The sequence below is a fragment of the Corallococcus sp. AB018 genome (assembly GCF_003986945.1).
In the GTDB taxonomy this organism is placed as follows: Bacteria; Myxococcota; Myxococcia; order Myxococcales; family Myxococcaceae; genus Corallococcus; species Corallococcus exiguus.
Genome location: NZ_RAWR01000076.1, coordinates 1 through 17965 on the forward strand (window position 1 = coordinate 1; position 17965 = coordinate 17965).

Here is a 17965-nt window from a genome sequence, read left to right on the forward strand (position 1 = left end):
CCAGGATCAAACTCTCCAATTGTATTCTTGGTTTGCTTGAACCGGCGTTCCCCGAGACCCGGCTAAGGAGTCTCGGCTCGCTGATTCGTCGGCACTTCCCTCTCGCTGCGCTTTTCAGCGCTGCTCTTGAGGTGAAGCGCCCTCAAAAAATTGACTGCGGGTTTCCGCAATCCATTACTGCTTGGGCTTGCTATTTGGTTTTCAAAGACCGAGCCGCTTGTCTTGCTTCGCGACTTTTGCTACCGTCTACTTCGTTGCTGATTTTGCTTCAACCAGCGGAGTTGCAGCTTCTATTTCAGTTCGCATTCAGCGTCAACTTCGCTTTTTGCGTCCTGCGGGCTGCTTCGAAATTCATTGGCGCCGTCCAGTGACTTCCGCCGTTTCTTTTCGAAGGGGAGCGGCTTCTACTTCAGCGCCGTCCTCCCTGTCAACCGCTTGCTGTCAGCTTTCCTCACCGCTTTGCGTCCGTTGTGTTGCCTTCCGGACCGCTGCTTCCTCGGTAGGGCGCGGCTTCTATCTCTTCGCCGCGTTCGCTGTCAACCCGCTCGTTGACTGCCCTATTTCCTTGTCGGTGCTGCTCTCTCCCCGAAGTGCCTTCCGCGCCAGTGCGCGGGCTTCGAGGTGAGGGGCGCGGCTTCTACCACCGCCGCATCCTGTGTCAACCGTTCGACCGCTGCTTCTACTTCCCGATCTGCTCCGCCTCCCGTGAGGCGGCAACCCGCTCCGACACCTTCAACGCCCGCTGATCGACTGCCCTGCTGCGGCACCATCTAAGAATCGGTTCGGAGAATGTCAACTTCCCGTCACCGATGAGGCCGACTGCGCCTCTCCCCGTTTCTGCGTCGCTCAGGTGCCACCGGAGTGGCGCCTGCGTGTCGCCGCGAGGTGGGCGGCTTATCCATCAGGCGATCGGCCAGCGCAAGAAATTTGATGCAGACTGCCGGCGCGGTGCGACGTGGTGGAGGGGGAACCCGTGGGGCGGTTCCACCCATTCCCCAGGCGGATTTCAGCTCCCGAACCTGAGCTTGGAGAGGTCCACCCTCCCCCGCCGGCACTTCTCCGCGACCACCACCGAGCGCAGCTCCTGATAAGCGCGCTCGAAGTCGTCGTTCACCACGATGTAGTCGTAGGACGCGATTCCCCGCTCGATCTCCGAGCGGGCAGCCAGCATCCGGCGACGGATGGTCTCGTCCGCGTCCGTCTGACGGTCTCGCAGCCGCCGCTCCAGCTCCTCCATGGAGGGGGGCAGCACGAAGATGAGGACCGCGTCGGGGTGCTTGCGCTTGATGGCCTGCCCGCCCTGGACGTCGATATCGAAGATGGCGGTGCCACGGCGCGTGCGGGCTTCGTCCACCACGGACTGGGGGCTGCCGTAGAAGTGGCCGTGGACCTCGGCCCACTCCACGAACTCCCCCTTCTCGATCTTCTCCTGGAAGGCGGCGACGCCCACGAAGTGATAGTCCACGCCCTCCTGCTCCTTGCCCCGGGGGCGCCGGGTCGTGACGCTGGTGGAGAAGATGCCGTCCGGCATCTCCTTCAGCAGGCGGTGCGCGAGGGTGGTCTTTCCCGCTCCGGACGGCGCGGAGAGGACGAGGAGCAGGCCAGGCTGGAGTCCAGTGGGTTCGTTCATTCGACGTTCTGCACCTGTTCGCGGATGCGCTCGACCTCGGCCTTCATCGAGACCACGCGCGCGGAGATTTCCGCGTGCTGGCTCTTGGAGCCTGTCGTGTTCACCTCGCGGTGCATCTCCTGCACGAGGAAGTCCATGCGCCGGCCCACCGGCTCGGGGCTCGCCATCAGGAGCCGGAACTGCTCGAGGTGGGTCGCGAGCCGGGTCACCTCTTCCGCGATGTCCGTGCGCTCGGCGAACAGGGCCACTTCCTGCGCCAGGCGCTGCGGATCCACCGCGACGCCGCGCGCGAGCTCCGCGACACGCTCGGTGAGCCGCTGCTGGTAGTCACTGACCGCGCGAGGCGCGAGCCGGGCGACTTCCTGGCTCCAGCCCTCGATGAGCTTCATCCGGGCGTCCAGGTCCGTGTGGATGGACTCGCCTTCGGTGTTCCGCATCGTCTCCAGGGCCGCGAGCGCCTGCTGGAGCGCGGTCTGCGTGGCCTGGGTGGCGGCCTCCACGTCCACGCCCTTCTCTTCCAGGCGGATGACGCCTGGCTGGTTGGCCACCTGCGACCAGGCGATCTCCACCGACTGGCCCATGGCCTCGGCGACTTCGCGGAAGGCGCGTGCGTATTCGCGGGCCAGGGCGACATCCACCGTGGGGACGTTGCCTGAGACGGTGGCGGCCTGCCGGCGCACCAAAATCTCCACCGAGCCTCGCGCGAGGCGGTCCTTCACCTGCTTCACGAGGGCGGGCTCGAGCGCGGACAGCTCGCGCGGCAGCCGGACCTTCACTTCACAGAACTTGTGGTTGAGCGAGCGTGCTTCCACGGAGACCTCTTCGTCCCCCACGCGGGCGCGGCCCGAGCCAAATCCGGTCATGCTCTTGAGCATCGGGCCGGGTGCTAGGGGCTTTCGGTCCCAAGGTCAAGCCAGCGTCTTGTGTCCGTTCCAATTCTGGTAGGGTCCGCCGCCGATGGCGTGGCACAAGCGGCTTGAAACGTGGGCGAAGCTGGCACTGACGCTCCTGGCTTCCCTCCTGTTCTGGCGCCCCGGACGTCGCTGTCCTCCCGGAACGCCCCTTCCCCACCCGCGTAAGGTCCTGCTCGTCCGGCCCGACAACCGCGTGGGCGAGGCCCTTCTCACCACGCCCCTGATGCGGACCCTCAAGGCACATCTCCACCCGCCTCCGGAAGTGCACGTGCTGGTGCACGCCAAGGTGGCTCGCGTCCTCCAGGGACACCCTGACGCGGACGCGGTCCTGGCGTTCGACCGGCGCCTGCTCTGGCTGGGGCCCCTGGCGCCTGGCATCCGCGCTCTCCGTCGCGCGGGCTATGACACCGTGGTGGACTGCGCCAACTGGAGTGCTCCATCCGTGACGAGCGCGCTCATCGCGCGAATGGTGGGCCCCAAGGCGGTCGTCATTGGACCCGGCATCTGGCCGGTGTCGCTGCTGCAGTCGGTGTCCGTGCCGGCCAGGTCCGATACGCGGCACGAGGCCATTCAGCGCACACATCTGCTGACGCCCCTGACGAAGGGCGCTGTCGCCGAGGGGCTTTCGTTCCGGGAGCCGGTGCTGGGCGAGGCGTTCCGCGGCTATCTGGCGACGTTCTCCGGGACGGGTTCGCGGCGCGCGGTCATCAACCCGGGGGGACGATTGGGTGAGCGCCGCATCCCCGCCGAGGCATTCGCGGCGGCGGCCCGGGAGCTGATTTCGCTCGGCTATTCGCCGGTCGTGACCTGGGGACCTGGAGAGGAGGCCCTGGCTCGGAGCGTGATCTCCGGCGCTCCTGGGGCGGAGCTGGCTCCGGCGACGAGCATCGATGAGCTGGGTGCGCTCATGCGGACCGCCGGCCTTACCGTCTGCAACAACACCGGGCCCATGCACCTGTCGGTCGCCGTGGGCGCACCCACGCTCGCGTTCTTCCTGCGCATCGACATGGAGCGATGGGGCCATGCGGTGGCGCCCCACCGGATGGTGGACCTGACGCCCATCGTGGATGGGGCTTCTGGCGTGGGGTTGGAGCAGCGCGTGGCCTCGGAGGTCCGGTCGTTCGTCGCGGGGCGGGCCTCGCTCACGGGGTGAGCGGTCGCTCCTGCTCGGGCACCATCTGGGGGACGCCTTCCTCCACGGGCCAGGCTCGCAGGCACCTGCCGCAGCGGACTTCGGGCGGGGGGCCCTGGTGCTCTTCGAGCGGGCCCTTGCAGTGGGGACATCCCAGGATGGACCTCAGCACCGGGTCCAGGTCCATGGGCTACTTCGCGCCTTCGCGGCCGAGCCTGCGGGCCAGGTCCGTGGTGCTGTGGTCCTTCGGGTCTCCCGCCACCGCCGTCCTGCCTCCGTAAGCCCGGACCTCGTCACCTTCCGGAATGGAGTCCGGCGTGTAATCCGTCCCCTTCACGTGCACGTCGGGCTTGAGGGCGCGGATGATGGTTCGCACGTTCGGCTCGTCGAAGACGACGACGCGGTCCGTGCAGGCCAGCGCCGCGACCAGCTCCGCGCGCTCCGCTTCCGGGATGTGCGGACGGCCCGGCCCCTTGTAGGCCCGGGTGGAAGCGTCCGAGTTCACCGCCACCACCAGCACGTCCGCCAGGGCCTTCGCCCCTTCCAGGTAGCGGACGTGCCCGACGTGCAGCAGGTCGAAGACGCCGTTGGCCAGGGCCACCGTGCGGCCCTGCTCGCGCCAGCGTTCCCGCTCCTCCGCGATGGCGGCGAGGGGACGAAGCTTGTCCTGGGTGTTCATCGTGGGCTCCGCAGCGCTTCGAGGAGTTCTTCGCGGGAGACCGTCGCCGTGCCGGGCTTCTGCACCACCAGCGAGCCCGCGACGTTCGCGAGCCTCGCGGCTTCACCGAACGAGGCTCCGGCCGCGAGTGCCAACGCGAAGCTCGCGATGACCGTGTCGCCCGCTCCCGTCACGTCCACCGCCGACTTCGCTCCGTGCACGGGGATGAGGTCCACGCCGCCCTTCGCGTCGAAGACGGCCATGCCGTGCCGGCCTCGCGTCACCAGCAGGGCCTGGCAGCCCAGCTTGCGGACCGCTTCGTGACCGGCCTCCAGCAGGTCTTCCTTCGTGCGCACCGGACGGCCCGTGAGCGCTTCCAGCTCCGGCTCGTTGGGCTTGCATACCGTGAGGCCCGCGAAGGCCATGAGCGCGTAGCGGCTGTCCACGCAGACCGGGAGGCCGTCCGCGGCGAGCTTTCGCAACGCTGTCCGGACTTCGTCGCTGACGACGCCTGCTCCGTAGTCCGAGACCACCACCGCGTCCGCGTCCTTCGCGGCGGCTTCGACCTGCCTGGCGATGGCCTTGCGCATCCGGGGCGGGAGGGGGCCTCGCTGGCCCCGGTCGACGCGGAGCATCTGCTGCCTCGTGGTGCTGATGCCTCCCGCGAGGATGCGCGTCTTCGTCTCCGTCTGGATGCTTCGGCTGCTGACCGCGTGCAGCCGGATGTCCGCGGCATCGAAGAGCTTGCGCAGTTCGCGGCCCATCGAGTCCACGCCCAGGGCGCCCACCGCCGTCACCTGCCCCGACAGCGCTCGGATGTTGGCCGCCACGTTGGCCCCGCCTCCGAGATTCACCTCCGACGACTCGTACCGGACGATGAGCACCGGGGCCTCGCGGCTCACCCGGTCCGTCTGTCCGTAGAGGTAGTGGTCGGCGACCAGGTCTCCCACCAGCAACACCCGACGGCGCGCGAAGGAGAGTGGCAGGCGCGAAGACGAAGCTGCCGGACGTGAAGACGGGGCCGCTGGCATGGGCGCGCGTTGTCCCACAGCGGTCCAGCCCTCACAAGTCGCGCGTCTCTCCCTGCAGCCCGAGCGCCCGCTTCAGATGCGCTTCGCCCTCCAGGACCTCCACTCCCAGGCGCACCACCCAGGCCTCGAAGCCGGCGGGCAGGCGCACCGCGTCCTTCTCCGTCGTCACCACGAGCGCTCCGTGCTGGCGGGCCCGGGCTTCGACCTGGCGAAGCTCGTCCGCAGTGAAGCGATGGTGATCCGGGAAGAGGGCCGCGTCCCGGACCTCCGCTCCGAGTGTGGTCACGGTCTTCAGGAACCCTCCGGGCCGGGCCAGCCCCGCCAGGGCGAGCACCGGCTTTCCTTCGAGCGCTTTCGTCGCGTGCTCGGTCCCCGAAGGGTCCCACCACGCCGTGGGTCCATAGCGCGTCCGGACCCTGGGAGCAGTCACGCCTTCGAGCCATGGATTGGGGGCGGCATCTCCGGAAGCGGCTCTCAGCCAGAGGAGCGTGGCGCGGCGCAGGGCCGATGGGGGCTCGCGCAGCGGGCCTCTTGGGAGCAGCTGGCCGTTGCCGAGGCCCACGGCTTCGTCCACGACCACCAGGTCTTCGTCACGGTGCAGGCGGCGGTGCTGGAAGCCGTCGTCCAGCAGGACCGTGTCGAGGCCGAAGTCGTCCCGGGCCCGGAATGCCGCCGCGACGCGGTCCGCTCCCACGAAGAGCCGGGCCCCTTTGCACCTGCGCGCGAGCAGCAGGGGTTCGTCTCCGGCTTCCGTCACCGCGGGCAGGGCCTCCGCGCCCGTGAAGGTGAGTGGCTCCTGGGACTCGCGTCCGTAGCCTCGGGTGAGGATGCCGACCTTGCGTCCTTCGCTGATCAGCATCTCCGCGAGATGGAGGACCGCGGGGGTCTTGCCCGTGCCTCCAACGTTGAGATTGCCGATGGAGATGACCCGCAGGCCTTCGACTTGTTCGGCTCGCTTCAATCCCGAATCGTAGAGGGCACCTCGGAGGCGGACCGCTCCGCTGTAGGTCCAGGACAACAGCGTGAGCGGTGACAGGAGGGCACGACGGGTCCAGGGCTCCGGTGCCGGCGGATAGAAGATCCGCTCCAGGGCCGTGGGTCCGCCCGTCATCGCCGTGGCTCCGCTGCCTTCTGGTAGAGGGCCAGGATGTCCCGGGCGATGTGCTCGTTCGTCGGGTGCCGGGTGCCTGCCTTTGCTCCGGACAGCGTGGCGGTGAGGACGGCTTCCACCGTGGGCGCTTCCACCCTCGCGTCCGACAGCTCCGGGAGCGCGCCCTCGTTCACCGCAACCACTCGGACGCCGCAGGCCCTGGCCTGGGCCGCGGCCCTCGCGCTCCAGTCGTTTCCCAGACCGAGGATCCAGACTTCATCCAGGGCCTGCAGCCACTTCGCGAAGTCCGCTCCCTGCTGGTAGCCCGCGAACGTCACCTGTTCGGTGAGGCCTCGCTCTGTCACCTGTGTCCGCGTCGCTTCGAGCAGGGCCCCGTCGCCCACCAGTACGAGGCGAGCTTCGGGACGTTGCTGGCGGAACGCAGCGAAGGCTTCGACTCCCAGCGCGTGACGGCGGCTCTGCTGGAACGTGGAGATCATTCCCACGAGCTGCGTGTCTTCGAGGCCCAGGGTCCGGCGGAGGGCCTTGCGGTCCTGGGGGGGCTCGAACATCGGGTCCACCAACGCAGGCAGTACCTGGACGGGGCGATGCCTGCCTTCGAGCTTTTCCATCAGGTGGCTCGCGGGCACCGTGTACGCGCTCGCTTCGGGCAGCGATGCACGCAGCGAACGGGGCGCGTGGATGGAGCGGATCCGCACCGCGCCCTTCGGCGTTCCCCAGCGCGCTACGAGATGATCATGGGTGAAGTGGGCGTGGACCACGTCCACCGTCCTGCGGCGGAGGGCTCGCAGGTCGCTCCAGATTTCCCACGGTGGAGACTTCACGGACAACGTCAGGCCGCCCTCGTCCAGGAGACCCAGTTGCTGGAAGCGGGGCACGGCGGGTTCCTCGGCGGCGATGTCCCGGCGCTTGCGGTCCACCGCCACCGTGACCTCGTGGCCCAGGGCCCGCTGCGCCTGGGCCAACAGCGCGACGTTCTCCGCCGGGCCGCTCCAGAAGGGACTCGCGAGCAGGTGCAGGATGCGCATCAGCGCTTCACCAGCGAATGGTAGAGGTCACGGAGCGCTCGGGCTTCGTGCTCGACGCCGCAGCGGCTGCGCGCTTCTTCCTGCGCGTTGCGGCCGACCTGACGGGCCCGCTCCGGTTCGCGGGTCAGTTCGTCCAACAGGTCGCGCAGGCCCTTCACGTCTCCGGGTTCGAAGAAGAAGCCCGTGCGGCCGTGCTCGATGAGCGTGTCCAGGTACGGCAGCTTCGAGGCCACCACGCAGCACCCGGAGGCCATCGCCTCCACGTGCACCAGCGAGTAGCCCTCCGCGTAGGAGGGATGCACCAGGATGCTCAGGCCCTGGTACCAGGGCTCGATGGTGGACTGCTCTCCCGCGAGGCGCACCCGGTCCTCGATGCCCTGGCGCAGCCCGTTCACCCATGCCAGGTCCGGCCCCTTCGCGAGCCCCACCAGCACCGCCTGCCAGTCCGGCCGCTGCGGCAACAGGGGCTTCAGCGCTTCGATGAAGTCGCCCTGCCCCTTCTCCTTGCGGATGCGTCCGATGACGCCGATTCCGTAGCGGCCTCCCTGCTGGAGCCGGGCCCAGGCAGCGTCACGGTCGTCCGGTGGGTGGAAGCGCTTGAGGTCGATGCCGTGCGAAATCACCGTGGAGGGGAGCGCGATGACGTCGGAGATCTGCTTCGTGAGCGACACGAGCGCGTCCGCGCCCCTCGCGAGCCAGCGGGTGAAGCTCGTGGGGGCCACCGACGTGTGTCTGGTGAAGACGAGTTGGACCCTTCCTCCCAAGGCCTTCAGGAGCATCCCCGCCAGCAGCTCGTTGTTCCGGTGCGCGTGCCAGACGATGGGCTCCTGGTGCGAGCGGCGGATCAGCTCTCCCCAGGTGATGCGCGGCAGGGCCTCCGTCAGGCCGGAGCCGATGACCCGTGTCTCGTCGCCCTGGGCCAGTGCTGGCACCACGGACTCCACGTGCCGGGTCACTCCCGTGTACCGCTTGTGGAAGTGGGGATGGACGATGAGCGTCATCGAGGAGCCCTCCTTAGCGCGGCCATGGCTTCCGCGTTGCGCTCACTGGCTCCGGAGATGCGGCGCACCGTGGCTTCGGCCTGGGCTCCCAGTTGCTGCCGGCGTTCGGGATGGGCGAGGAGGTCCTCCAGCGCGGCGTGCAGGGCTTCTCCATCCGCCACTTGAATGCCTCCGTTGCCTTGCAGCACCGCGACGCTGTCTCGGAAGTTGTCCATGTGCGGGCCGAACAACACCGGCCGGCCCTGCCCCGCTGGCTCCAGGATGTTCTGGCCGCCTCGCTTCGTGAACGAGCCTCCCACGAACACCACCGTCGCCAGGCGGTAGGCTCGGGACAGCTCGCCCATCGAGTCCATCACCACCACCGGCGCTCGCTCCGGGTTGCCCTGTGAGCGCAGGCCCACGGTCAGGTTCCGCTCCCTGGCGAGGGTCTGGATCCGCTCCGCCCGGTTCAGGTAGCGCGGCGCGATGACCAGGCTCAGCGTGGGCCAGCGCTCCCGTAGACGCTGATACACCTGCAACAGGATTTCTTCCTCGTCCTCGTGCGTGCTTCCCGCGAGCCACACCGGATCCGCTGGAGACAGACCGAGGGCGGTTCGCAGGGCTTCGTCCTCCGGGGCTGGCCCCGCCGCGAGGGCGTCGAACTTGGTGTTCCCGGTGGTGAGGACCCGCTCGGCCGGTGCGCCGAGGGCCTTTGCTCTTTCGGCTTCCTCGTCCTGCCGCATCAGCAGCAGGTCCATGTCCTTCAGCGGGTTGTCGATGAGGCCGAAGAGCGTCTGGTACTTCCCCACGTTCGCCGGGGAGAAGCGCCCGTTGGTCATCACCACGCTCGCTCCGGAATGCTTCGCGGCTCGGATGAGGTTGGGCCAGACCTCCGTGTACTCGAGGATGAGGAGGTCCGGCTGAAGGGCTCGCACCGCCCTTCGCGTCGCTCCCCAGAGGTCGTAGGGCACGTACACGACTCCGTCGATCTGCTTCGCCAGGCGGTCCCTTGCCATCGCATGGCCGCTGTCCGTCATCGTCGAGAGCACGATGCGGCAGCCAGGGAAGCGTTGGCGCAGGGGGCCGAACATGGGCGCCAGGGCCAGCAGGTCTCCCGCGCTGGCTCCGTGCAACCACAGCAGCGGGCCTTCTCCCTTTGGCAGGTCGCCCGGCCCGTAGAAGCCCAGCCGCTGCTTCAGCCCGTGACGCGTCTTCCGGTACACGCAGAGCACCGGGAACAGCAGCGCGAAGAGGACGTAGGTGGCGACGACGTAGAGCAGGCGCATGGGCGACGTCCCGCGCTCTATCAGATGCCCGGCGGTCTCGGCACCACTCGCACCGGGCTGGGGACAAGCCAGGGCCGCCACTCGTGGCCGAAGAAACGTCCGGGCGCGTGGGCCCAGACCTCCACCTGGACTGCTCCGGGACCGGTCAGCTCGATGTGCTGCCCGTCGGGTTGCAGGCGGCCGTCACCCCACACCCGGACCTCCACCGTGCCCGGGGTGTGTTCCGGGAGGCGGACCGTCAGCACCGTGCCCACGGGGGCTTCCCTCGTGTTCGCGTCGAAACCTTCCAGGGCGAAGCCAGCTGGCGCTCCGAGCGCTCGGAAGACGCAGAGGGCCTGGCCGCTCGCCAGCACCTGCGTGACCTGGGCCGCGGCTTCGCGCGCGTTCTGGGACAGGGGGCCCGGCAGCACGTCCGGCGGGAGCTCCATGTCGAGCGCGTTGAAGATGTCCTCGTACGCGGGCACTCCGTGCGCGTCGTTGCCGCACAGGGCGATGCGCTTTCGCTCTCGCGTCAGCTCCAGGTAGCGCTCTGTCGGGCGTGGCTCTGGGACCGCTAGCAGCATCACGCCGTGCACCGGGCTCACCAGGGAGGCGCCTACCGCGGGCAGGAGCCGGCTCACCGGACTTCGCAGCGCCTGCCGGAAGAAGGTGTCCGCGGAGTACAGCTCGAAGCCTGGGACCTGGTGCGCCGTCGCTTCGTCCTTCCAGGGGTTCTTCGTCTGGACCGGATGCGCGAGGACCGCCGTGCCTCCGGCGGCTTCCACCGCGGCCACCGCCTCTTCCGGTGGGCCCCAGGGCTTCACGCCTTCGATGGGCCTCTGCATGCCGAACGCCGCCAGATGGCCCGCGCTGGTCGAAATCTCCACCCCGGGGATGAGCAGCACGCCGTCCATCCAGGTCGCGGCGGGCGGCTTGAAGTCGTTGTGGTCGGTGAGCACCACGAAGTCGAGGCCCGCGGCCTTCGCCTCCCGGGCGACCTTCGCGGGCGTCCCGTTCCCGTCCGAGCGCGTGGTGTGCACGTGGTACGCGCCGCGGATCCACGGCTTCGCGTCCGGGACAGGCTCGACGACGGGGTAGTCCGCGAAGCCCGCCGCGAAGGCGAAGAAGCCCGCGACTCCCAGGAGCAGGAACAGCACACCGAACACCGCGCGGATCGCCAGGGAGAGGGGCCGCCTGGCCGTGATTGGCTTGCTCATACCGCCCCCCACTCGAAGGGCCTTACGTCCAGCGACACGTGGCGGCGGAGCGCCCTTCCTTGCTCTATCGCCAGGTCGGGGGGCTGCTCCGCCGTGACGACATTGGTCACGCCGCTCTCCGCTCGACGGGGCCTGACGTCCGCAGGCGCCATGTGGCGACGCAGCGGCCTTCCAAGCGCTATCGCCAGAGCGAGGGGCTGCGTCACCGAGCCCGCCTTGCTCACGCCGCTCCCCGCTCGACGGGACCTGATGTCTGCAGGCGCCACATGGCGGCGTAGCGGCCTTCCTTCTGGAGCAGGTCCGCGTGGCTTCCGCTCTCCACGATGCGGCCCGCCTCCACCACGTGGATGACGTCCGCGCTCGTCACCGTGGACAGCCGGTGCGCGATGACCAGCGCCGTCCTGCCGGGGAGCACCTTCGCCAGCGCGGCCTGCACCTCGCGCTCGTTCTCTGGATCCAGGCTGCTGGTCGCTTCGTCCAGCACCATCACCGGGGCCTTGGACAGGACCGCCCTCGCGATGCACAGGCGCTGGCGCTGACCTCCGCTCAGGATGACGCCTCGCTCTCCGATGCGCGTGTCGTAGCCCTGGGGCAGGCCCTGGATGAAGGCGTCCGCGTTCGCCACCTTCGCCGCGGCCTCCACTTCCTCTTTCGTCGCTTCGGGCCTCGCGTGCCTCAGGTTCTCCAGCACGGTGCCGTGGAAGAGCAGCGGTTCCTGCGTCACCAGCGCGAACTGACTCCGGACGCTCGCCGCCGTGTACGTGTCCGCGTCCACGCCATCGAGGAGGATGCGCCCCTGCTGGGGACGCTCGAAGCGCAGCAGCAGCGACGTCACCGTGCTCTTGCCGCCTCCACTGCCTCCCACCAGCGCCGCCACCTGCCCCACCTTCAGGTCCAGGGTCAGCCCGTCCAACGCTCGGCGCTCGCCGTAGAAGAAGCGCACGCCCTCCATGCGCAGCGACTCACGCAGCGCTGGCGCCGGCCCCGCGCCGGAGGCGTCCTCCACGGGGTGCTTCAGGTCGAGCAGCGCGAAGAGGCGCTCTCCCGCCGCTCCCGCCTGCACCGCGAACTGCGTCACCCGGCCCAGGTCCTTCACCGGCTGGTACACGAGGATGACCGCCGTGAGCAGCGACAAGAGCGCTTCTGGCTCCATCGCTCGCGTCGCCGCCGCGTACCCCAGCGCTCCCGCGAGCGCCGCCGCGGCGAGCACCTCCATCAACCCCGGCACACCTCCTCGCGCCCAGGCCGCGCCCACCACCGCTTCCTCGTGGGCCCTCGCGTAGGACTCGAAGCGCGCCAGCTCCGCCTCCTGGCCGTTGAAGGCCTGGATGGTGCGCAGGCCCCCCAGCCCTTCGTGCAGTTGGCCCGCGAGCTGGCCCAGGTGGGCCTGCCCTTCTCGCGTTCCCTTCAGCACCTTGCGCGTCAGCCTCGATGCGGGCAGCGCCGCCAGCGGAATCACCGCCAGCATCAGCCCTCCGAGCATCGGGCTCATCGCCAGCGCCACTCCCGCGAGCACCAGCACCTGAATGGTGTCTCGCAGGTACGAACCCACCGTGTACATGGCGGCCAGCTCCACGGCCATCACGTCTGAGGAGAAGCGGCTGAGCAGATCTCCCGTCCGCTCCTTCGACAGCTGCGACGGCGACAGCGCCGTGAGCCGCAGGAACAGGTCGCGCCGCAGGTCCTTCACCACGCGCTGCGCGAACAGGCCCATGAAGTAGAACTGGCCCAGGTACCCCACGCCCTTCACCGCGCCCACGCACAGCACCAGCACCGGGAAGCCCCAGAGCGCTGCCTCGCGCGGCAGGTTCGCCAGCCAGGGCACCCGGTGCGCGCTCGCGAAGCCCTCCTCGCCTCCCGACAACAGGAAGCGCAGCGCCGGGCCCAGCAGGTACGCGTACGCGCCCGTCGCGAGCCCCAACACCGCCATGCACGCGAAGGCCAGGACGAGGATTCCCGCGTGCGGTTTCGCGTAGCGGAGCAGCCGCCAGAGCGCGTGATGCATGACTACTTCACCACCTTCTGCAACGCCGCCCTCGCGAGCACCGAATACGGGTTCAGCTCCAGCACCTTCATCAACTTCTTGCGCGCGAGCGGCACGTCGTCCAGGTCGATTTCGATGATGGCCGCGATGATCTGCGCCCGCTCCAGGTACGGATCCAACGTCAGCGCTTGCTTGAGCACCTTGCGCGCCGCGAGCGCCCGCTGCATCAACGGCCCGGGCGAACCCCGGTACTTCGCCCAGGCGAGGTACGAGTAGTACTCGGGCTCACCGCCGTTGAGCGACACCGCCTCCTCGAAGCCCTGGATGGCCGCCTTGTAGTCGCCCCGCTTCATCGCGGACTCGCCCCGGCGCAGTGCCAGCTCCGCGTCCACGTTGATGGCGGTCGCGCGGCCCACCACCTCCTGCCGGCTGAAGAAATACTGGAGATAGGCGCGGCGCTTCTCATCCACGCTCAGCACGCGGTACGCCGCTGACAGCTTCTCCTGCACCTGCTCCAACAGATCGCGCAGGTCGGAGAGGTCGAACTCCGCGTAGGTGTCCGGGTGAAAGCGCATCGCCGTCTCGTGGTACGCGCGCTCCACCGCCTCCTTGTCCGCCGCGAGGTCCAACCCCAGCCCGCCGAAGTAGCTGCGCGTGATGATGCGCACCGCTTCCTCGCGCAGCGCCGCCGCTGTCTCCGCGGGCAGGCTCTTGCGCTTGCGCGGCGCGATGACGTCCGGCACCGCCGCCGCGCTCAACACGTCTGTCCCCGTGGCCACCGGCGTCGCGGAGAACGTCACCCCGCCCGTCAGCTTGAGGAACCACAGCAGCGTGTACGCCGCCCGCAGCTCCGCGCGCCCGTGCGCCAGCAGGTCCTTGAGCACGATGCGGCCGTTCACCTGCATGGCCAGCTTGATGTCCTCCGTGTCCAGCGCCATCGACTGGAGGTCCCGGCCGAAGTCCGCCGAGCGCACCGGGTACTCGTTCAGGTGCGCCTTGAGCGCGTTCGCCACCACCCGCAGGGGCATGCGCCTGCGCGCGGCCTCCAGCAGCGGGGCCAGGGCGGGCTGATCCACGGAGGCCACTTCGGAGGAGAACTCGTCGCCCGCGTAGAACGCGTACCGGCCCTCGCGCATGGCCAGCACGCGCCCGAGCCGGTCCCGGGTGAAGTCGCGCAGAAGTGCCAGCAGGTCTTCGCCCACCGCCTCCACGCCCACGTCCGCCAGCGCCGCGCCGATGCGCAGGCCGGAGGCGAGCGACTCCACCACCGGCTGCTCCTGCGCCTCCGTGAGGACCCGACGCTCGCGCAGGAAGCGTGGCAGCGCGTCCTCCTTCGCGGAGGAGTCGAAGTTCACCGGCCCGCCTCGCAGGAAGAACACCCGGCGCGACAGACCCTTGAGGGCCACCACCAGCACGCCGTCACGGCGCAGCCGGTAGAGCGAATGCAGGAGCGCCGGCAGCGGGAAGGCCTTCAGGTCCCCCGCCGCCACCGCGGGCCTCGACAGCGTGGCGGACAGGCCCGTGAGCGTGATGGCCTGCGCGGCCTTCACCAGTGCCTCCAGGCGAGGCACCAGCTCGCCCGGCTTGAGCGGATCCGGGATGTACGCGTTGACCTTCAGGTCCAGCACCGAGCTCACGCCCTTCGCGCGGCCCAGGTGCCCCTTGTCGATGGCCACGATGGGCACACGCCCACCCTGGCTGTGCCCTCGGATGAGGTGCACGACGTGCTGTCCCTCCACTCGCGGAAGGTCCACGCCCAGCACCACCACGTCCGGGTTGTCCGCCGAGAAGTGCTCCAACGCCATCACGGCGTCATTCACCGCCCGAACGGTGTACCCGGCCTGCGAGAGCAAGCCCGTCAGGTGCTCCAGGGTCGGGGGGTGGCTCTCAGCGAGCAGAAGCGTCTTCAAGGGGGCCGCAGTCTACAACCTCCCTCCCTCCGCGCATCAGCTACGATGAGGGTCTTGCCTCCCATGACGCAGCCATCCTCCCCCCGCATCCTCGTCGTGGCCGGCGAGGCCTCCGGCGACACCCACGCCTCGGAGCTCGTCGCCGCACTCCAGGCCCTGCGCCCCGACCTCACCTTCTTCGGCATGGGAGGCGCCCGGCTGGCCGCCCGGGGGGTGGAGCTCATCCACGACGCCCGCGAAGTGTCCGTCATGGGCATCACCGAGGTGCTCCCCCGTATCCCCCGCATCCTGCGGATCATGAAGGACCTGGCCCAGGCCGCCGAGGAGCGCCGTCCCGTCTGCGCCATCCTGGTGGACATCCCGGACTTCAATCTGCGCCTGGCCAAGAAGCTCAAGGCCCTGGGCATCCCCGTGGCCTACTACGTGTCCCCGATGATCTGGGCCTGGCGCCGGGGCCGCGTGCGCACCATCCAGCGGCTGGTGGACCGGATGCTCTGCATCCTGCCCTTCGAGGAGGACTTCTACCGGGAGGCCGGGGTGCCCGCACGCTACGTGGGAAGTCCCGTGCTGGAGCAGATGCCCAAGGCCGCCAGCGCCCTCGAGTTCCGGCAGCGCCTGGGCCTGTCCCAGGACGCGCCCACGCTCGCGCTGCTGCCCGGCAGCCGGATGAGTGAGATTCGCCGCATCCTGCCCACCCTCGTCCGGGCCGCGAAGCAGCTGGCCTCCGAGCGGCCGGGGCTCCAGGTGGTGGTGCCGGTGGCGCCCACCATCGCCAAGGAGGAAATCCTCTCCCGCTTCGAGGGCAGCGGCGTGACGCCGGTGCTGGTGGACGGGCGCGCCCCGGAGGTGGTGGGCGCGAGCGACGCCGCGGTGGTGGCCTCCGGCACGGCGGTGCTGGAAGCGGGGCTGATGGAGCGTCCGCTCGTCGTCGTGTACCGCGTGTCGCTGGTGACGTATTGGGTGGGCCGGCTGATGCTGAAGGTGGCCTTCGTGTCGCTCATCAACCTGCTGGCGGGCCGGCGCGTGGTGCCGGAGCTGCTCCAGGGGGAGATGACCCCGGAGAACATCGCCTCCGAGGTGCGGCGCGTGTGGCTGCCGGGTGAGCCCCGCGACGCCATGGTCCAGGGCCTGGCCGAGGTGCGCGGACGCCTGGGTGAGGTGGGAGCCGCCCACCGCGCGGCCCAGACGGTGCTGGAGCTGTTGCCCCCGCGCCATGTCTCCTGACCCGGAGAACCGACCGGGTTGGCGTCGGGAGTGCTGTTCCAGCGCCGGGTTTGGGGTATGTCCGCCGGGTCATGAACCGTGCGCTGGTCTGCATCCCCACCTACAACGAGCGGGACAACATCGGCCCCATCACCCAGGCGGTGCTGGCGGCGGACCCCCGTGTGGACATCCTCGTCGTCGACGACAACTCGCCCGACGGGACGGGACAGCTCGCGGATGAGCTGGCCGCGAAGGACCCGCGCGTGCGCGTGCTCCACCGCGAGAAGAAGGAGGGCCTGGGCCGTGCGTACCTGGCCGCCTTCCGGTGGGCCCTGGCCGAGGGCTACACGTACATCCTGGAGATGGACGCGGACTTCAGCCACGACCCGCGCTACCTGCCCACCTTCATGGACGCCGCGGAAGGCGGCGCGGACCTGGTGCTGGGTTCGCGCTACGTGGATGGCGGCGGCACGGTGAACTGGGGCGTGGGCCGGAAGATCATCAGCCGCGGCGGTTCGCTCTACGCGCGCAGCATCCTGGGCGTGGACGTGCGCGACCTCACCGGCGGCTTCAAGTGCTTCAACCGCCGCGTGCTGGAGAGCATCAACCTGGATGAGGTGCGCAGCACCGGGTACGCGTTCCAGATTGAGCTGACCTACCGCACCCTGCGCAAGGGCTTCACCGTGCGCGAGGTCCCCATCGTGTTCGAGGACCGGCGCGTGGGGCACTCGAAAATGAACAAGAAGATCTTCGTCGAAGCGCTGGGCATGGTCTGGAAGCTGCGCTTCACGGTCTAAAGCGCCATGTCGATGTCCGCCATGGTGTCCACCTTCCTCGTGTCGCTGTCCGCCATCTTCTTCGTGGTGGACCCGATTGGCGTCGTGCCGCTGTTCCTGGCGATGACGGCGGGGGACACCAAGCAGCAGATTCGCAGCACCGCCCTGCGCGCCTGCCTGGTGGCGTGCGGGATGATGCTGTTCTTCGCCGTCTTCGGCCGCGTCATCTTCCAGGTGTTCGCCGTGTCGCTGGGCGCCTTCCGCGTGGCGGGCGGCATCCTGCTGCTGATTACGTCCCTGGACATGCTGCGCGCCCGTCCGTCCTCCACGCGCACCAGCCCCACGGAAGAAGAAGAAGGCGTGGTGAAGGAGGACGTGGCCATCGTCCCGCTGGCCATTCCGCTGCTCGCGGGGCCGGGCGCCATCGCCACCGCCATGGTGCTGATGGCGCGCTCCGGGACGTCCTTCGTCTCCGCGCTGCCGGTGGTCGCGGCGGTGGTGCTGACCTTCACCGTGACCTACTTCATCCTCAACGCGTCCAGCCTGGTGCAGCGGGTGCTGCGTCAGTCCGGCGTCGCCATCCTGGAGCGTGTGTCAGGCCTCATCCTGGCCGCCATCGCGGTGCAGTTCATCGCGGACGGGGCGAAGGACCTGCTCAAATAGCGTCCGCGCCCGCCACCCACACGGCGCCGTCCTTGCGCACGGTGCCCTGGGGACGGCCGTCCATGGTGAGGCGGTCCGGGCTGGAGCGCTGCGCGTCGTACGCGTAGCCGCCCTGGACCTCCTGCAGGTACACCACCACGGCGTCCACGACGTTCTCCTGCACGACCTTGAACGACTCGTTCGCGCACTGGGTGTCGCCGGTGAAGAAGCGCTCCAGCGTGGCCTCCTCCGGGTGGCGCACGTAGACGACCACGGGGGCCCTCTCCTCCTTGCCCTCGGCGACGAACTTCTGGATGGCCTTCGCGGGCGCGGGCTGGCGCATCAGCGCCTGGAGGAGCGTGCACTTCTCGTCCTCGGCCTGCACGCGCTGCTCAAGGGGGACGGAGTGCGCGCAGCCCACCGTCCCCAAGAAGCCCAGGCCCGCCACGGCGAGCGCCCAACGGATGCGAGCAAGTTCCACCAT

General features: G+C 69.3%; 17 protein-coding genes. 5 read left to right on the top strand and 12 right to left on the bottom strand.

What is annotated here, in order from left to right; all coding sequences use genetic code 11:
- The coding region (locus D7Y11_RS44330) for a hypothetical protein (protein WP_233607319.1) at positions 1 to 371 on the top strand (371 nt) is incomplete at its 5' end.
- A 635-nt stretch (positions 372 to 1006) separates the two neighbouring features.
- Here the strand turns inward: D7Y11_RS44330 and gmk are convergent.
- Both gmk and D7Y11_RS17555 read right to left on the bottom strand, forming a co-directional pair.
- Complete coding sequence (gmk, locus tag D7Y11_RS17550; protein WP_121753385.1) at positions 1007 to 1630, bottom strand: guanylate kinase; 624 nt, start codon at positions 1628 to 1630, stop codon at positions 1007 to 1009.
- A complete protein-coding gene (locus tag D7Y11_RS17555) occupies positions 1627 to 2505 on the bottom strand; it encodes a YicC/YloC family endoribonuclease (RefSeq protein WP_121753384.1) in 879 nt (292 codons plus the stop codon). Before D7Y11_RS17555 ends, gmk begins: the two co-directional genes overlap by 4 nt.
- 82 nt (positions 2506 to 2587) lie before the next feature.
- On the opposite strand from D7Y11_RS17555, the gene D7Y11_RS17560 reads away from it, so the two are divergent.
- Positions 2588 to 3697 carry a glycosyltransferase family 9 protein gene (locus tag D7Y11_RS17560; RefSeq protein WP_121753383.1) on the top strand — a complete coding sequence of 370 codons (1110 nt, stop codon included), beginning with the start codon at positions 2588 to 2590 and terminating at the stop codon, positions 3695 to 3697.
- Between the two features lie 169 nt (positions 3698 to 3866).
- Here the strand turns inward: D7Y11_RS17560 and D7Y11_RS17565 are convergent, their stop codons facing one another.
- The 9 genes from D7Y11_RS17565 to D7Y11_RS17605 all read right to left on the bottom strand — a co-directional run bounded on the left by D7Y11_RS17565 (position 3867) and on the right by D7Y11_RS17605 (position 14860).
- Positions 3867 to 4355, bottom strand: a complete 489-nt coding sequence (locus D7Y11_RS17565; protein ID WP_126934253.1) for an adenylyltransferase/cytidyltransferase family protein — start codon at positions 4353 to 4355, stop codon at positions 3867 to 3869.
- A complete protein-coding gene (locus D7Y11_RS17570; protein WP_120576376.1) occupies positions 4352 to 5365 on the bottom strand; it encodes a bifunctional heptose 7-phosphate kinase/heptose 1-phosphate adenyltransferase in 1014 nt (337 codons plus the stop codon). Before D7Y11_RS17570 ends, D7Y11_RS17565 begins: the two co-directional genes overlap by 4 nt.
- A 31-nt stretch (positions 5366 to 5396) precedes the next feature.
- Entirely contained in the window at positions 5397 to 6476 is a 1080-nt protein-coding gene (gene lpxK, locus D7Y11_RS17575) for a tetraacyldisaccharide 4'-kinase (protein ID WP_120576375.1), read from the bottom strand.
- Entirely contained in the window at positions 6473 to 7504 is a 1032-nt protein-coding gene (locus tag D7Y11_RS17580; RefSeq protein ID WP_126934254.1) for a glycosyltransferase, read from the bottom strand. Before D7Y11_RS17580 ends, lpxK begins: the two co-directional genes overlap by 4 nt.
- Entirely contained in the window at positions 7504 to 8505 is a 1002-nt protein-coding gene (locus D7Y11_RS17585; protein WP_126934255.1) for a glycosyltransferase family 4 protein, read from the bottom strand. Before D7Y11_RS17585 ends, D7Y11_RS17580 begins: the two co-directional genes overlap by 1 nt.
- On the bottom strand, positions 8502 to 9770 hold the full coding sequence (locus D7Y11_RS17590) for a 3-deoxy-D-manno-octulosonic acid transferase (protein WP_126934256.1): 1269 nt from the start codon (positions 9768 to 9770) through the stop codon (positions 8502 to 8504). Before D7Y11_RS17590 ends, D7Y11_RS17585 begins: the two co-directional genes overlap by 4 nt.
- Positions 9771 to 9790: 20 nt before the next feature.
- Positions 9791 to 10966 (bottom strand): PHP domain-containing protein, encoded by a 1176-nt coding sequence (locus tag D7Y11_RS17595; RefSeq protein WP_126934257.1) that lies wholly within the window; start codon positions 10964 to 10966, stop codon positions 9791 to 9793.
- A 220-nt stretch (positions 10967 to 11186) separates the two neighbouring features.
- On the bottom strand, positions 11187 to 12971 hold the full coding sequence (locus D7Y11_RS17600; RefSeq protein ID WP_126934258.1) for an ABC transporter ATP-binding protein: 1785 nt from the start codon (positions 12969 to 12971) through the stop codon (positions 11187 to 11189).
- A gap of 2 nt (positions 12972 to 12973) precedes the next feature.
- Positions 12974 to 14860, bottom strand: a complete 1887-nt coding sequence (locus tag D7Y11_RS17605) for a DUF4388 domain-containing protein (protein WP_120576369.1) — start codon at positions 14858 to 14860, stop codon at positions 12974 to 12976.
- 63 nt (positions 14861 to 14923) lie between these two features.
- On the opposite strand from D7Y11_RS17605, the gene lpxB reads away from it, so the two are divergent.
- The 3 genes from lpxB to D7Y11_RS17620 all read left to right on the top strand — a co-directional run bounded on the left by lpxB (position 14924) and on the right by D7Y11_RS17620 (position 17502).
- Positions 14924 to 16084 carry a lipid-A-disaccharide synthase gene (gene lpxB / locus D7Y11_RS17610; protein WP_120576368.1) on the top strand — a complete coding sequence of 387 codons (1161 nt, stop codon included), beginning with the start codon at positions 14924 to 14926 and terminating at the stop codon, positions 16082 to 16084.
- A gap of 71 nt (positions 16085 to 16155) precedes the next feature.
- Complete coding sequence (locus tag D7Y11_RS17615) at positions 16156 to 16860, top strand: polyprenol monophosphomannose synthase (protein WP_120576367.1); 705 nt, start codon at positions 16156 to 16158, stop codon at positions 16858 to 16860.
- Positions 16861 to 16872: 12 nt separating this feature from the next.
- Complete coding sequence (locus D7Y11_RS17620; RefSeq protein WP_121753388.1) at positions 16873 to 17502, top strand: MarC family protein; 630 nt, start codon at positions 16873 to 16875, stop codon at positions 17500 to 17502.
- On the opposite strand, the gene D7Y11_RS17625 is transcribed toward D7Y11_RS17620, so the two are convergent.
- Complete coding sequence (locus D7Y11_RS17625) at positions 17495 to 17965, bottom strand: hypothetical protein (protein ID WP_120576365.1); 471 nt, start codon at positions 17963 to 17965, stop codon at positions 17495 to 17497. The two genes, D7Y11_RS17620 and D7Y11_RS17625, sit on opposite strands and share 8 nt — an antisense overlap.